This window comes from Reyranella sp. (assembly GCF_004297265.1).
Taxonomy (GTDB): Bacteria; Pseudomonadota; Alphaproteobacteria; order Reyranellales; family Reyranellaceae; genus Reyranella.
On sequence record NZ_SCUT01000050.1, the window covers coordinates 75,330 to 90,502 of the forward strand.

General features: G+C 66.3%; 12 protein-coding genes. All 12 read right to left on the reverse strand.

Annotated elements, in window-relative coordinates:
* Positions 1 to 46: 46 nt before the first annotated feature.
* Positions 47 to 2,482 (reverse strand): TonB-dependent siderophore receptor, encoded by a 2,436-nt coding sequence (locus EPO41_RS21955; protein ID WP_296329732.1) that lies wholly within the window; start codon positions 2,480 to 2,482, stop codon positions 47 to 49.
* A gap of 134 nt (positions 2,483 to 2,616) precedes the next feature.
* Entirely contained in the window at positions 2,617 to 3,591 is a 975-nt protein-coding gene (locus EPO41_RS21960; RefSeq protein WP_296329733.1) for a FecR family protein, read from the reverse strand.
* Between the two features lie 96 nt (positions 3,592 to 3,687).
* A complete protein-coding gene (locus EPO41_RS21965) occupies positions 3,688 to 4,194 on the reverse strand; it encodes a sigma-70 family RNA polymerase sigma factor (protein WP_296329736.1) in 507 nt (168 codons plus the stop codon).
* Positions 4,195 to 4,294: 100 nt separating this feature from the next.
* Complete coding sequence (locus EPO41_RS21970; RefSeq protein WP_296329738.1) at positions 4,295 to 5,737, reverse strand: saccharopine dehydrogenase C-terminal domain-containing protein; 1,443 nt, start codon at positions 5,735 to 5,737, stop codon at positions 4,295 to 4,297.
* A gap of 95 nt (positions 5,738 to 5,832) precedes the next feature.
* On the reverse strand, positions 5,833 to 6,963 hold the full coding sequence (locus EPO41_RS21975) for a type III PLP-dependent enzyme (RefSeq protein WP_296329740.1): 1,131 nt from the start codon (positions 6,961 to 6,963) through the stop codon (positions 5,833 to 5,835).
* Positions 6,964 to 7,372: 409 nt separating this feature from the next.
* The gene (locus EPO41_RS21980) at positions 7,373 to 8,635 is read right to left on the reverse strand and encodes an MFS transporter (protein ID WP_296329742.1); all 1,263 of its coding nucleotides are present in this window, start codon (positions 8,633 to 8,635) and stop codon (positions 7,373 to 7,375) included.
* Positions 8,632 to 9,783 carry a dATP pyrophosphohydrolase gene (locus EPO41_RS21985; RefSeq protein WP_296329744.1) on the reverse strand — a complete coding sequence of 384 codons (1,152 nt, stop codon included), beginning with the start codon at positions 9,781 to 9,783 and terminating at the stop codon, positions 8,632 to 8,634. Before EPO41_RS21985 ends, EPO41_RS21980 begins: the two co-directional genes overlap by 4 nt.
* Positions 9,784 to 9,790: 7 nt before the next feature.
* Complete coding sequence (locus tag EPO41_RS21990; RefSeq protein ID WP_296329745.1) at positions 9,791 to 10,711, reverse strand: metallophosphoesterase; 921 nt, start codon at positions 10,709 to 10,711, stop codon at positions 9,791 to 9,793.
* Between the two features lie 14 nt (positions 10,712 to 10,725).
* Positions 10,726 to 11,952 carry an aminotransferase class I/II-fold pyridoxal phosphate-dependent enzyme gene (locus EPO41_RS21995; protein ID WP_296329747.1) on the reverse strand — a complete coding sequence of 409 codons (1,227 nt, stop codon included), beginning with the start codon at positions 11,950 to 11,952 and terminating at the stop codon, positions 10,726 to 10,728.
* Between the two features lie 2 nt (positions 11,953 to 11,954).
* Positions 11,955 to 12,236 (reverse strand): acyl carrier protein, encoded by a 282-nt coding sequence (locus EPO41_RS22000; protein WP_296329749.1) that lies wholly within the window; start codon positions 12,234 to 12,236, stop codon positions 11,955 to 11,957.
* A gap of 134 nt (positions 12,237 to 12,370) precedes the next feature.
* A complete protein-coding gene (locus tag EPO41_RS22005) occupies positions 12,371 to 13,291 on the reverse strand; it encodes an NAD(P)-dependent oxidoreductase (protein WP_296329751.1) in 921 nt (306 codons plus the stop codon).
* Positions 13,292 to 13,300: 9 nt separating this feature from the next.
* A complete protein-coding gene (locus EPO41_RS22010) occupies positions 13,301 to 15,040 on the reverse strand; it encodes a fatty acyl-AMP ligase (protein ID WP_296329752.1) in 1,740 nt (579 codons plus the stop codon).
* Positions 15,041 to 15,173 lie beyond the last annotated feature (133 nt).

The following is a 15,173-nucleotide window of genomic DNA, read 5'->3' on the forward strand; positions in this document are numbered from 1 at the left end:
AAGACGACACCGAAGGCACCGGGTTCTCACGACGACGGCAGGGGCCTCACCATTTGTAGGTCAATGTCGCCAGGACATTTCTCCTGAACCCGTAGTAGCAGGTCGTCGTCGTCGAACAGCCCGCCACATATGTCGTGTCGAAGAGGTTGTTGACGTTGAGCGCCAGCCTGGCGCCCGAGGCTGCGGGAAAAGCCTCTCCTAGATCGTACTGCAAGGTCAGATCGGCGATCGTATATCCCGGCACCATGAAGGTATTCGCGGGGTCTCCGTATGACCAGCTCGTATAACGCACGCCACCACCGAGCGTGAGACCGGCCAACGGTCCCTTCTGAAAGGTGTAATCGACCCAAGCCGATGCAAGCTCCGGAGAAACGCCGGCCGGCATCTTGCCGATCAGTCCGCTGTTGCTCTTGGTCACCTTGTTGTCGAGGTAGCTGTAGCTCGCGACGACGTTCAGTCCTTCCGCCAGGCTCGCGGTGGCAGACAACTGGACGCCCTGGGATGTGATCTCGCCGGTCTGCACCTGCGAGTTGCCGTGCGCGGGGTTGGGATCCGCGGTCAGTACGTTCTGCTGCTTGAGATCGAAGTACGCGATCGTGAACAGGCCGTTGAAGAAGGTCGGCTTGTACTTCACGCCGATCTCGAATTGCTGACCGGTCGTCGGACGAAAGGGCGTGCCGGCAAAGTCGACGCCGATCACCGGCTCGAAGGACTCGGCATAGCTGGCATAAGGCGCAATCCCGTTGTCGAAGACATAGTTGACGCCGGCCCGGCCGGTGAACGCCCCGTCGTACTGGCCGGTCACGCCCTTGGTCAGCCAGTTGTTCTGCTTCTGGATGGACCAGTCGTACCGGCCGCCCAGCGTCACCATGAGCCTGTCGAGCTTGATCTGGTCCTGCGCGTAGAGACCGGTCTGGTTCTGGGTCTGGCTCAGATTCTGACCGAGGGCCGGCAGTACGATATTCTGGAAATAGTTGGGGCTCAGGATATTCAGCGTGGGCGCCGCTCCCACCGCGTAACGATAGGACCAGTTGGACTGGTAGTAGTCGAGGCCGAGCAGGAGCTCATGGCCGATGCCGCTGGTCTCGAACTTGGCAAGCAATGTGTTGTCGATGGCGAAGGTATCGAGCCGTTCCGTATCCAGGATCAGGTTGCGGCGCAGTGTCGTCGCGTTGGCGTACCCGGTTGCGTAGAGAAAATTATACGTGAGATCGATATGGCGATACCGCGCATTCTGCCGGAACGTGAACACGTCATCGAAGCGATGCTCGAACTGGTAGCCGATCGAGTATTGATCGCGCTGATAGACGTTGAGGTTCCGGTCGCCTGTGAAAAGACTCGTCGGTATGTATCCGAAGGGCGCTGGTGCAATGGATCCCAGCGCCGGGAGTCGCCCGTACAGGCCGCCCGCCGGATCGTCCTGATAATTCACGAGCACGGTGAGGCTGGTGTTGCTGTCAGGCTTCCACATCACCGTGGGGGCAATCGTCAGGCGCTGGTTGCGGATGTAATCGACCTGCGCGTCCGCATCGCGCGCAAGCGCCGTCAGGCGGTAGGTCAGCTTGCCTTCGTCGTCGAGCTTGCCGGCCGTATCCATGGCGCCCTGGAGCCTGTTGTAGCTTCCGGTCTGCAGCTGCAGCTCACTGAACGTCGTGCCGTCCGGTCTCTTGCTCACCATGTCCATGAGACCGCCCGGAGAGCTGCGGCCATAAAGCGACGAGGCAGGCCCCTGCAGGACATCGATCCGCTGCAGGAAATAGGGTTCGGTCTGCGACGCCGCGAACGAGCCGGTACCCAGGCGCAACCCGTCGAGATACTGCACAAGCGGGAAGCCGCGGGCGCTTGCATAGTCGAACCGGTTGTCTTCCTTGCCCGACACCGAGACGCCCGGGCTGTAGCGCAGGGCTTCGTCGACCGTCTGGGTTTGCCTCCTCTCCATCTGCTCCCGCGTGACGACACTCACACTTTGCGGGATGTCGAGGATGGGCGTGTTCGTCTTGGTGCCCGCGGCGCTCCTGGTCGCCACGAAGCCGATCGTTCCATCGGTTGATTTATGCGGTTGGCCTTCCACGCTGATCGGATCGAGGTGCACGGCACCGGCCGGACCGGTCTGCGCCGGCTTCTGCAGCACGATGGTCGCCCCCGACGGCATCGAGAAGATCAGCCCCGTGCCGGCCAGCAACCGCCGCAGCGCTTCTTCGACCGTAAAGCTACCCTGCACGCCAGGAGTGGACTGTCCCTGGATCACCGCGGCGTCTGCCGTGATCTGCCGGCCCGCCTGCTGCCCGAAAAGGACAAGAGCCGTGGAGAGTGCCTGTGGCGGGACGTTGAAGCTTCGTTGATTGGTGGTCTGGGCAATGTCCAGGCCCGGGCGAGGCTCTTGCGCGCGAGATGCCGGCACGATCGAGGCCAGTGCCGCGAGGACAGCGGCAAATCCCGCAGCAATGTTCAGGTAGTTGCCGCCAGCACAGGTATTCTTCACGCGAGACTCCATTCGACGCACATGGAGCGGACGCGACAGTTGCGGCGGCGACCCGTGAAGGTCTCGCGATCATCTCCCTTGATTCACGGAACGACGCCGACCCAGGAAATTCTTGCAAAAAAGTTGGCGCGACCCTATTCGGCCGAAATCAGGAGCATCCAGGAGGTGACCCGGCGCACCTTGGCACCGTGGGCATGCCCGATGGCGCGCAGTGCCTCTTCGGGATCCGCCAGATTGTAGATGCCCGTAACGCGCCGAGAGCCGAGGCTCCCGTCGGTCATGATGATCGCGCCGGAATAGAACCGCCGGAGCTGGTCCACCGCTTCCTGCAGGCTCATGTTCTGTGCCACGAGCTGTCCCTTTCGCCAGGCCGCGACGGTGAGCTGGTCGGCCGATCGCGCGACTTTCCCATTGAATTCGATGCGGATCGCCTCGCCCGCCTGGAGACGTTCCTTCGTCCCGAACTGGGAGGCCTCCACCTCGACCTGACCTTCCTCGACCCCGACGAACACGCCCCAACTGTCCCTGCGGACGTCGAACCGCGTCCCGACGACCGTGGTGCGCACCGGTCCGCTGATGACGCGGAAGGGCCGCGCCGGGTCCGGCCTGACCTGGAAGAATGCCTCCCCTTCGACCAGCGTCACCTGTCGCTCGCCCGCAGTGCCGGAAACTGCAATTGCGCTCCTGGCCGAAAGCATGACCGTGCTGCCATCGTCCAGCCCGATGTCACGCAGCTCGGCGGTGGAAGTGAGATGATCGGCTTCGAGCCGCTGCAGTACGGAGGGCCCGACCGTGAGGGCGATAGCCGCTGCCGCAGCCATGCCGAGCGTGGCGACAATCCAGCGTCGCCGGCGCGGCGTTCGTGCCGACGCACTGCGCTCCCGGCTTGAGAGATAGGTGGGCCATTCGTCGGACGGACGGGGCGGTATCGATCGCCCGATCTCGAGCACGCGCTGTGTCGACTGCCAGACTGCATCGTTCAGAGAGCTGGCGCTTCGCCAGACCTCGAACTGCCGCCGCAAGTTCGGATCGTCCGGATCTTCCTGCAGCGCGATCAGCCATGAGGTGGCTTCCCGCGCCGCCTGCTGTCTGGGCCCGTCAGCATCCATGGCAAAATCCCATGCCGATACAGTCTCACGCCGCGCCAAGAGCAGAAATCCTCTTTCCTTGACGTTCCCGCGGGCGGATTTTCTTTAATGGGCCTTTCATGGCCACCCCAACCGCTTCCGGCAATGGTCCATGCCGGCCGCGACAAGCGCCTGCGCGTAGGGCACGGAAATGCCGAGAAAGCCGGCGATCTCCCGCAGCTTGCACCCGCCCAGTCTGTGCATGTCGAATGCGATCCGGGTGCGGTCCGGCAGCTCGTTCAACGCATCGTTGAGAAGGCGCAACTGCTCCCGGTGTATCGCCTGCGATTCCGGCGTTACCGGCTTATCGTGGCTTTCCTCGGCCGCCGCATCGAGCTCGATGCCGACCAGCACGCGGCTCTTTCGCGCGGTTCGGCGGCGCGTATCCAGTGCGAGGTTGCGGACGATCCGGTAGAGATAGCTCAGCGGCTGCGCGAGATACCGACCGCGCGTGCTCTCGTCGAAGCGCATCCACGCTTCCTGCACCAGGTCTTCCGCCTCTGGCCTCGAGCCCACGATCTTCGCGGCATACGCGACCAGTGCGTTCCGGTGCATCGAGAAGAGTGAGGCGCTGTCGGTCGACACGATGCGTCGGGTCTAACGCAATTGCGAATAACTCGCAATCCAGGATCAGCGGGGCTTCTATCTCGGATTGCCAGCTTCGCCGACCGATGCGCCGCCTGGATCACACCACCCGGAAATTCCTGAACTGCCAGGGGTCGGACTTGTCGAGGTCCTCGGGGAAGAGGTCGCCGCGGCCCTGCAGCGGGGTCCAGTCGCTGTACTTGCCCACGACCGGGCCGAGATAGGGCATGCAGATCTCGAGGTTGCGCTGGAAGTCCATCTCGTCGGCCTCGACGATGCCCTCGTTCGGGTTCTCGAGTGCCCAGACGATGCCCGAGAGCACCGGAGCCACGACCTGGATCGAGGTCGCGTTGTTGTAGGGCGCGAGCTTCCGCGCCTCGTGGATGTCGATCTGCGAGCCGTACCAGTAGGCACCCTTCTTGTGGCCCATCAGCAGCACGCCGAGCTCGTCGCGGCCGGACGTCACTTCCTCGACGATCAGGCGCTGGCGCTTCTGCTGCTTCAGGTTCTTTCCCGCCAGTTCGTGCATCGACATGATCGCCTGGTCGCACGGGTGATAGGCGTAGTGCACGGTCGGGCGATAGACGGCCTTCTTGCCGTCATGCACCGTCAGGTAGTCGGCGATCGAGATCGATTCGTTGTGCGTGATGATGTAGCCGTGGAACGGCCCCTCGATCGGCGTCCAGGTGCGCACCTGGGTGAGCAGGCCCGGACGATTCAGATAGATCGCCGCGTCGCAGCCGAAGGTGTGGCGCTTGCCGTCGGGCGGCAGCGCCTTCTCGTGCGTGCCCCAGCCCATCTCGGCGGGCTGGCCGCCCTCGGAAACGAAGCCGTCGATCGACCAGGTGTTGACGAACTCGCCGACTTCCTTCGGCTTGGGCGAGACCTGCGTGTCGCGCTCGGCGATGTGGATCACCTTCACGCCCAGCCGCTGGGCGAGCTTGCCCCAGCCCTCGCGCGTGGTCGGCACCGCCGTCTTCACGCCGGTGTCGCGCGCCACGTTCATCAGCGCCTGCTTGGTGAAGTGCGAAACCAGGCCCGGATTGGCGCCATGGGCGACCACGGCCGTCGTGCCGCCCTTGTGACGGGCCTTGAGCTTCATCATCGTGTCGCGCAGCGCGTAGTTCGAGCGGCGCGAGACCGACAGGTTGGGGTCGGAATAGCCGCCCGGCCACGGCTCGATGCAGGTGTCGAGGTAGAGAACGCCCTTCTTCTGGCACAGCTCGATCAGCGCCGTCGATGCGACCTCGACCGAGAGATTGACCAGGAAGTCGCCCTGGCCCAGCCGGTTGTCCAGGGTCGACCGGAGGTTGGACTCGGTCAGGCGCTTCTCGACGAACTCGACGCCGAAGCGCTCCGCCTCGTCCTCGCCGCCGCGCATGTCGTCGGTGATGATGGTGATCTGCTCGGGCTTGATGCCGATATGGCGGAGGATCAGCGGCAGCACGCCCTGACCGATCGAGCCGAAGCCCACCATGACCATGCGGCCATGGAAATCGAGGTACTTCTTCGCGGCGGGCTTGCGTGCAGTCTTCTTCGCCATGTCAGCGTCCCCGTTCCTTCATTCAGCAGCCAGTTAAAACAGCAACGGGGCCCTTCTCAAGGCCCCGTCGTTCCGTACGCCCGAATTGTGTCAGTTCAGATGCAGACCGCCTTGAGCGGCGCGAAGCCGTTGAACGCGACCGAAGAGTAGGTCGTCGTATAGGCGCCGGTCGAGAGGATCTCGACCTTGTCGCCCGGCTTGAGGGACAGAGGCATCTTGTACTCCGTCTTCTCGTAGAGGATGTCGGCCGAGTCGCAGGTCGGGCCGGCCAGCACCACCGGGCCCATGCGCGTGCCCTCGCCGGGCGTGCGCAGCCGGTACTTGATGCTCTCGTCCATCGTCTCGGCCAGGCCGGAGAACTTGCCGATGTCGAGGTAGACCCAGCGCTTGCGGTCGCCCTGCGCCTTGCGCGAGACCAGCACGACCTCGCTCTGGATCACGCCGGCATCGCCCACCATGGAACGGCCCGGCTCGATGATGACCTCGGGCATGCGGTTGCCGAAGTGGCGCACCAGCGCGCGCGTGACCGCGTCGCAATAGGCGTCGATGCCGCTCACCTCGGCGCGATAGCGCGCGGGGAAGCCGCCGCCCAGGTTGACCATGCGCAGGTCCACGCCCGCCTCGGCCAGCGCGAAGAACATCTGCGAGACCTGGGCCAGCGCCTTGTCCCACTGGTCGAGATCGGTCTGCTGGCTGCCGACATGGAAGGAGATGCCGTAGGCGTCGAGGCCCCAGTCCTGCGCCTTGCGCAGCAGGTCCTTGGCCATCTCCGGCGCGCAGCCGAACTTCTTGCTGAGCGGCCATTCGGCACCGCCGCAATCGACCAGCACGCGGCAGAACACGCGGGCGCCGGGCGCCACGCGCGCGAGCTTCTGCAGCTCCGCCTCGCTGTCGAAGGCGAACAGGCGCACGCCCTGCTGGTAGGCCCAGGCGATGTCCTTTTCCTTCTTGATGGTGTTGCCGAAGGAGACGCGGTCCATCGAGACGCCGGTCGCCTGGATCATCTCGATCTCGCCGCGGCTCGCCGTGTCGAACTTGGAGCCCGCCGTCGCTAGACGAGCCAACACCTGTGCGGCTGGATTGGCCTTCACGGCATAGAAGATGTGCGCCGTCGGCAGCAGCTCACGCATGCGCCGGAAGTTGCTCTCGACCACGTCGAGGTCGATCACGAGGCACGGCGTTTCGGGCTGCTGCTCGCGGAGATAACGGAAAATACGCTCGGTCATCGCTGGGGGGTTCCCCGTAGGATAGTCAGTCTGTCGGAAAGAGATCGAACACGACGTACGGCGCCAAGCGTGGCGCGGTACGTCAGCCGATACTCGACTGAGCTAAAATCCGTTTATGCGGCTGAGCGAGGAAGGAGGCCCGAGCGAGGGTCGGGCAAATGACATAATAGCGGGGAACGCGCCCCGCGCGGTATGCAACCATCTCAGAAGCTCCTTCCCGGACCCGGCTCGAAACCGGCACTGCCAAAAAGAACACTTTCCGTCGTTGCGTAACCACAGAGGGCCAGCGGCACGTGCGTTGGGCGTCTTGTACGTTGGCTATCTACAACTAATCGACGCGGTTACAAGAAGAATCTGTCCCGCCTCGCAAATTAATGAGCCGCTTGTGGTGCGGGCGGCACACGAGATGTCAGACGCGTGGCAGCGAGGAGCCGGGCAGCTTGATCGACGCGGCGAGCACGGTAAGCGGCACCAGCATCACCACCGAGCCAATGAGCGCGGTGCGGACGTCGAAGAAGTTGGCGATCTTTCCCCACAGCAGCGCGCCCAGCACCATGGCGCCGAAGAACACCATCTGATGAACCGCCATGCCGCGCGCGCGCATGTAGTTGGGCAGGATCATCTGCACCGAGGCGCCGTTGTTGGCGATGACGGTGATCCAGCAGGCGCCGTTGATGGCAACGACGGCACCGACCACGACCGGCGTCATCGCCAGCGCCGCCACCAGCGTGGCGGCCGCCGAGATGCCCATCGCCCAGATGTTGGCGCGGTCGGCTCCCAGCAGGCGGTTCACCGTCGGCAGCATGAAGGCCGCGGCGACGGCACCGGTGCCGAACACGCCGTAGAGGATGCCGAAGGTGAACTCGTCGAGGCCCAGCTCGAAGCGGCCGATCACCGGCAGCAAGGTTCCCATGGCGATACCCGGGACGAAGAAGCAGAGGCCGCGCGCGAAGATCGCGCGTAGCTCGGCCGAGCCGCGGACGAAGGCGATGCCGGCGCGCGCCGCCTCGCCCAGGGTTTCGCGGCGCTGGGCGGCGCGCGCCTCGGCCGGCCGCTTCCAGGCGCGCATCGCGAGGATCACCCCCACATAGGTGAAGGCATTGATGGCGAAGAGCAGGAACACGCCGACCAGGCCCAGCAGCAGCTGGCCTATGACCGGACCGATGGTGCGGGCGAGGTTGAAGCCGGCGCTGTTCAGCGCGATGGCGGGGCGGAGCTGCGGGCCGGTCACGATCTCGGGCACCACAGCGTGCCAGGCCGGCGCGTTCATGGCGTTGCCCAGCCCCATGCAGAAGGACAGCGCCAGCAGGTTCCAGTGGTCGAGCTTGCCGAAGAAGGCCAGCACCGCCAGCGTCGCGGCCACGCCCATCATCCAGACCTGGCAGCCGATGATGTAGCGCCGGCGGTCGAACCGGTCGGCCAGGATGCCGGCGAAGAAGCAGAACAGGAACATCGGCAGGGTGCCGGCCGCGGCCAGCAGGGCCACGAAGATCGGCTCCTGCGTCAGGCTGGTCATTTCCCAGGCGGCGCCCGTGGTCTGCATCCAGCCGCCGACGTTCGACATCAGGTTGGCGATCCACATCGCCAGGAAGGAGCGATTGGCGAGCGGCGCGAACGCAGACGGCGGCTTCGGCGGCCGCGCGGGCGCCGGCCCAGGAACCGTCGGTGTCACCCCGCCAGCACCTTCTCGTAGATGCGGTGGGTCTTGTAGTGCACCCCGCCGACCGAGCGGATGATGTTGTTGGTCGCCTTGTTGTCCTCGAGGATCCAGCCCAGCTCCGCCGAGGTCTTGCCCAGCCGCTTGCCGTTCGCCCTGAGGGTATCGATGGCGATCATGGCGAGGCCGGCGCCGAGCAGTGGATGGTTGCGGAACTTCTTCTTCACGCCCATCAGCGGCACCCGCGTGCTGCCGACGCCGGCGATCTTGAGGCGCCACAACAGCTTGGCGAGATTGATGGGCCCCAGCTTGCCGTCGAATTCCGCGACCGCCTCGTAGATGTTGGTGAGCGCCACGATGAAGGCCACGCTCTCGTCGTCGACATCAACGAACACGGCGAGCTCGGGCACGATCACCGGGCCGAAGGCCTTGGAGGCGTGGTCGATCTCGGCCTGGGTGAAGGGCACGAAACCCCAGTTGTCGCTCCAGGCGTCGTTGAAGATGCCGACCAGGGTGCGCACCTCGGCATCGAACATCTTCATGTTGGCCGTGCGCACCTTGACCCGGCCCTCCAGCCCGCCGCGCGCCAGCAGCTTGGCGCCGATCGTCTCGGGCGCGTTCTGGACGTCGTAGTCGTAGGAGAAGACGTCCTTGGCCTTCACGTAGCCGCAGGCCTCGACCCTCGGCCCGGCATAGGCCGGGTCGTAGGGCACCAGCAGGACCGGGCGACTGTCGAAGCCATGGATCAGCAGGCCGACTTCCTCGTTGACCGTGAGGCTGAACGGACCGGTCACGTGCTTCATGCCCTTGGCCAGGAGCCAGCCCTCGGCCGCCACGAACAGGGCGGCGAAGATCGCCGGGTCGTCCTCGGCCGCCAGGCACCCGAAATGGCCGGTGCTGTCGTTGTATCGCTGGAGATGGGCGCGATCGATCTGGGCGGAGATGCGACCGACCACCTTGCCGGCCCGCCGCGCCAGGAAGAAGCGCACCTCGACATGCTCGAAAAGCGGGTTCTTGCCCGGCGTGAAGGCTTCCCGGCGCTCGACGTCGAGCGGCGCGATGTAGCCCTTGTGGCCGGCATAGAGGCGCTTGGGCAGCGCGATGAAGGCGTTCAGGTCGGCCTTCGACTCGACCGGGCTGACGACGATGTCCGACGAAGCCATTGCCGCCTCAAGCTGCCAGGGCGGCCGGCGCGCCGCTGTTGAATACGATCCGGCCGTCGGGCTCGCAGCCCGTGCCGTCGGCCCTGAGCGCGCGGATGTCGACGGCGATGCGCCAGCCCGCGGTCTCGCGCTCGATGCCGATCAGGTGATAGCGCGCCCGGCCATACTTGCTTCCCGGCGCCGCCGAGGCCGAGGTGACGCCGACGACCGGGATGGGCCCCTGTGGGCCCATGATGCGCGCGACCTCGCTGCGGTGGTTGTGGCCGTGCAGCACGATCTCGCAGCCGACCTGGCGGATCATCGCCTGGAAGGCGGCCGCGTCGGTCAGTCGCTTGAAGTGCGTTTCGGTGGTGAGCGGCGGATGGTGGATCATCACGACGCGGCAGAGACCTTCCCGGCCGAGGTCCGCCAGCAGCTTCCCGGCGGCGGCGATCTGCGCCTCGCCCAGGGTGCCGGTCGCGAGAAACGGCGGCTTCGGGACGCCGCTGTTCAAGCCGACCAGCGCCACCGGCCCACGCCGGCGCAGGGTCGGGAACACCCTGAAATCGGTCGCGGGTGGCTGACCATCGCCCGCCATGTAGGCGCCCCACCGGCCCAGCCCCTCGCGCCACAGGGTGGCGACGTAGACGTCGTGGTTACCGGGAATGACCGTGACATCGCCGGGCGTGCCGAGGTCCGCCAGCCATCGGGAGGCGCGGGCGAACTCGTCGGGCAGCGAGATGTTCACGAGGTCGCCGGTCAGCGCGATGTGATCGGGCTTCTGCGCCTTGATGTCGGCCACGATGCCGGCCAGCGCCTCGGGCCGATGGAGTTGCACACGATTGCGCCACCAGTTGAAGTAGCCGGTGGCGCGCTTGCCCAGGAGATCGAGAACGCGCGCCGGCGGCATCGGCAGATGCGGATCGGACAGATGCGCGAGGGTGAACATGGCGGATCCGCCCCTTAGCGGGCGCCGCCCACCACGCGGAGCGTGCGGTCGTCGAGGACGCCGAGCTGACGGCCGATGCCGGTCATGACCTCGATCATGTGCTCGAGCTGTTCCCTGGTGTGCACCGCGCAGACGGAGCAGCGCAGCAGCGACACGCCGTTGGGCGTCGCCGGTGGCACGGCCACGTTGACATAGATGCCGGCATCGAGCATCGCGCGCCAGAAGCCGATCGCGGTCATGCGGTCGGGCAGATGCACGCCGACCACCGGCCCGTGCTCGGGGCCGAGCTTGAAGCCCTTGGCGGCCAGGCCTTCGTACAGCGTGGCGACGTTGGCCCAGAGCTGCGTGCGCAACTCGGGCCTGGCCTTCACCACCTTGAGCGCCTGCCGCACCGAGGCCACGATCGACGGCGGCAGCGACGCCGTGAACATGTAGGAGCGCACCGTGACGCGCAGGATGTCGAAGTCGGGGTCGTCCGAGACGCAGTAGCCGCCGATGGCGCCCAGCGTCTTGGAGAAGGTGCCGACGATGAAGTGGCAGTCGTCCAGCACACCGGCCGATTCGCAGAGGCCGCGGCCATTGTCGCCCAGCGCGCCCAGCGAATGGGCCTCGTCCACGATCACGTAGGCGCCGTACTTCTTGCAGACGTCGATGAACTCGCGCAGCGGGGCGCTGTCGCCCAGCATCGAATAGATGCCTTCCAGCACCACCACCCGGTTGCCCGGACGGTCGCCCAGTCGGCGCAGGCGCGCTTCCAGGCTGGAGGGATCGTTGTGCTTGAAGCGCACGACCTCGGCCTGCGTCATCTTGCAGGCGTCGTAGATCGAGGCATGGCTGTCGGCATCGATCAGCAGCTGGTCGCCCTCGCCCGCGAGGGTCGAGATCAGGCCGAGATTGGCCTGGTAGCCGGTCGTGAAGACCATGCAGTGCTTCTTGCCGTAGAACTCGGCGATCTCGCGCTCGAGCGCCACATGCTCGCTGTAGCTGCCGTTGGCGATGCGCGAGCCGGTCGTGCCGGTACCCTCGGCACGGATCGCCTCAATGGCGGCTTCCATACAGCTCGGGTCGAAGGTCAGGCCGAAATAGTTGTTGGTGCCGACCAGCAGCATCTTGCGGCCGTTGATGATCGCTTCGGTCGGCGACAGCACCCGTTCCATGCGAATCTGGAACGGGTCGTAACCGGTGGTCCGAACGTCCCGATAGGCCTCGAGCAGGCCCGCATGCCGGTCGAACAGGCCCATGGCTAACGCCGGGCGCAGAGCTTCTGGATAGTGTCCGCGAGCTGGTCGACGGTGTGAATCTCGGCCACGACATTCATGGGAATCGAGATGTCGAAATGGTCCTCGAGCTCCATCACCATGTCCATGATGGCGAGCGAATCGATGGTCAGGTCCTTGGCGATCACCGTGTCGCCCGTGATCGGCCGCTCGCCGGTCTGGAACGGCGCCAGGTGACGACAGATCTCGCGAATGACCTCACCTCGCGACTGGCCGCTGACGCGGGCGCGTTCGAGGGTGTCGGTCATGCCGTCAGTTTCGACGATCATTTGATGGGCAGTGCGCAAAACGCTCTCCAGGGCCCGGGGGTGGGCGGTCACCTTGTGCCAGAAACAGCGATTCCGAGTGAAATGACAAATTGTTACGCCGTGTTTCACACGTCCTATAGCCAGTGCTTCGCGCGGTACCACAAGATCGTGTCCCGAAAGCCGGACGTGAGGTCATAACGGGGCTTGAAGCCGATCGCTGCGGCCAGCCGCCGGTCGGTGACCGACCAGTCGGGGTGGAAGATCTCGTTGACCTTCCCCCGGGTCAGGATCTGGGCGCCCGCGCCCAAGGCCTGCCGCAGCTCGTTCCAGCGGGCGATCCAGGCCATTACGCCCCGCGGCACGGAGAGACGCCACGGCCGCCGACCCAGCGCCTCCCCGGCTGCCTCGGCCATGTCGCCGTAGGTATAGGTCCGCCCGTCGTCGATTTCGCAGGTCGCGTTCGCCGCCGGATGCTCGAGGGTCAGGGCCAATGCCTCGGCGAGGTCCGCCACATGGATGAGCGACAGGCGCGCCTCCGGCACGCGGGGCTGCGGCGCAATACCCGAGTTAACCGCCCGGAAATAGGCCAGCGTCTCCCGGTCGCCCGGACCATAGACCGCCGGCGCGCGGACGATCGTCCAGGGACCGCTGCGGCCGGCGACGACCGCCTCTCCCGCGCGCTTGCTCGCGCCGTAGGCAGAAAGCTGCGGCTCGCGGGCGGCCAACGACGAGAGCAGGACCATGTGGGCGTCGGGCGCCAGCGCCGACAGGAGCGCAGCGCTGTCCCGGTTGACAGGCAGGAAGTCCCGGTCAGCCTTCGCCTTGATCAGTCCCGCGGCATGGATCACCGCATCCGCCCCGTCGACGAGCCGGCGCAGGGCGGACTCGGAGGAGAGGTCGCCCAGGATGAGGTCGGCATCGACGCCGGCCAGCGACGGCAACGGGGACCAGCGCCGGACCAGAAGGCGCAGGCGCCAGCCCCGCCGCGCGAGGGCCGCGACGAGATGCGGGCCGACAAAGCCGGTAGCCCCGGTGACGGCGACCAGCCTGCCCATGGCGAGCGGTCAGGCCGCCTCGGGCTTGGGCGCGTAGAGGCCAGCCAGGTAATTCGCCTTGGTCCGGGCGCGCGACAGCTTGCCGGACGAGGTGGTCGGCAGGCCCAGGGTCGGCGGCACCAGCGCGACGTCGCAATCGACGGCGATCGCCTCACGCACCGCCCCCGCCACGTCGCGCGCCAGCGACGCGCGCGCCTCCTCGCCCGACACACGCGCCAGCACGGCCACGACCACGCGCTCGCCTTCGCCGGTATCGATCGAGAAGGCCGCCGCATCGCCATTCTTTACGACGCGCTTGGCCTCGACCGCCCATTCGATGTCCTGCGGCCAGACGTTGCGGCCGTTGACGATGATCAGGTCCTTGGCGCGGCCGGTGACGACGATCTCGCCGTCCAGCATGTAGCCGAGGTCGCCGGTATCGAGCCAACCGTCCACCAGGACTTCGCGGCTGGCCTCGGGCTCGCCGAAATAGCCCGGCATGACGCTGGGGCCCGACACGAAGATGCGTCCGACCTCGCGGTCGGCCAGCACGGCGCCGTCGGGACCGCGCACTTCGAGCTGGTGGCCCGGCAGCACGCGACCGCAGATCACGAAGCGCCGCGCCCGCTGATGGTCGTTCGGATCAGCGGCCGGCACCGCACGCTGCGCCTCGGCCAGCGCCGTGCGGTCCACCGCATCGGTGCGGACTTCGGTATCGTGCGGACAGAAGGTGATGGCGAGGCAGACCTCAGCCATGCCGTAGCTCGGGATGAAGGCGGTGCTGTCGAAGCCGAACGGTGCGAACGTCGTGGCGAAGCGCTCCAGCACGTCGGCCCGCACCATGTCGCCGCCGATGCCGGCGTGGCGCCAGCAGCGCAGGTCGAGATCGGGCGGGACCTGGGCCGCGCCCCGGCGGACGGCGAGGTCGTAGCCGAAGCTCGGACTGTAGGAGATGGTGCAGCGGTTGCGCGAGATGAGGTTGAGCCACTGCATCGGCCGGCGCGCGAAGTCGCGCGGCGTCAGGTAGTCGATGGAGATCTGGGTCGAGAGCGGCGCCATCAGGAAGCCGATCAGGCCCATGTCGTGATAGAGCGGCAGCCAGCTCACCGCGCGATCACCCTCGACGACGTCGAGCCCGGCCGGTCCGACCATGCCGGCGAGATTGGCCATCAGGGCGCGCTGGGTGATCTGCACGCCGTGCGGGTGACGCGTGCTGCCCGACGAGAACTGGATGTAGCACTGCTCGTCGGCGCCGAGCGGTCGCAGGTCGACCGGCTTCTCGGGCAGCGCGTAGAGGGCGTCCATGCCGCCATGGAGCCGGACAGCGGGGAATTCCCGGGCCGCGTCGGCCAGATATCCCGCGAGATCGTCGAGACCGACCGCCGCGACCGCCCCGGAGGCGGCAAGCTGGCGTCGAAGCTGGTCGAGATAGGCATCCTTGCCGCCGATGCCGACCGGAATCGAGACCGGCACGGGCAGCAGGCCGGCATACTGGGCGCCAAAGAAGGCGTCGAAGAAGCCCGGCCAGGTGTCGGCCGTGATCAGGATGCGCTCGCCGCGCGCGAAGCCGGCGCCGATCAGCTTGCGGGCGACGACATGGGCCCGTTCGCGGACCTCGCGCCACGGCAAGGCTGAAAGCTGCTCACCCCTGGCATTATAAAAGGTCACGCCGGTCTCGCCGCGGGCCGCATAGTCGAGCATCGCGGGTACGGAGACGAAGCCGGCGCGATGCAGGGGCAGCGTGGAATTCCGGGTGGGCAGCATTTTCATCAGAAGGCGGGTCTCCTAGCAGAGGGGTCGGGACCCCTCAAGGCGCGCGCCGCCGGCAGCCCGGCCCAAGTTGACACACCCGGACCCCGGTAAGATAGTGCCCGCCCCTCGCCAAAACCCGGAGTTTCCATCC

Excerpts from the sequence above, each read along its gene's own strand:
- EPO41_RS21990 (WP_296329745.1), bottom strand. The coding sequence starts at position 10,711 with ATGTTCACCCTCGCGCATCTGTCCGATCCGCATCTGCCGATGCCGCCG.
- EPO41_RS22005 (WP_296329751.1), bottom strand. The coding sequence starts at position 13,291 with ATGGGCAGGCTGGTCGCCGTCACCGGGGCTACCGGCTTTGTCGGCCCG.
- EPO41_RS21970 (WP_296329738.1), bottom strand. The coding sequence starts at position 5,737 with ATGGCGAAGAAGACTGCACGCAAGCCCGCCGCGAAGAAGTACCTCGAT.
- EPO41_RS22000 (WP_296329749.1), bottom strand. The coding sequence starts at position 12,236 with ATGACCGACACCCTCGAACGCGCCCGCGTCAGCGGCCAGTCGCGAGGT.
- EPO41_RS21985 (WP_296329744.1), bottom strand. The coding sequence starts at position 9,783 with ATGGCTTCGTCGGACATCGTCGTCAGCCCGGTCGAGTCGAAGGCCGAC.
- EPO41_RS21975 (WP_296329740.1), bottom strand. The coding sequence starts at position 6,963 with ATGACCGAGCGTATTTTCCGTTATCTCCGCGAGCAGCAGCCCGAAACG.
- EPO41_RS21995 (WP_296329747.1), bottom strand. The coding sequence starts at position 11,952 with ATGGGCCTGTTCGACCGGCATGCGGGCCTGCTCGAGGCCTATCGGGAC.
- EPO41_RS22010 (WP_296329752.1), bottom strand. The coding sequence starts at position 15,040 with ATGAAAATGCTGCCCACCCGGAATTCCACGCTGCCCCTGCATCGCGCC.
- EPO41_RS21960 (WP_296329733.1), bottom strand. The coding sequence starts at position 3,591 with ATGGATGCTGACGGGCCCAGACAGCAGGCGGCGCGGGAAGCCACCTCA.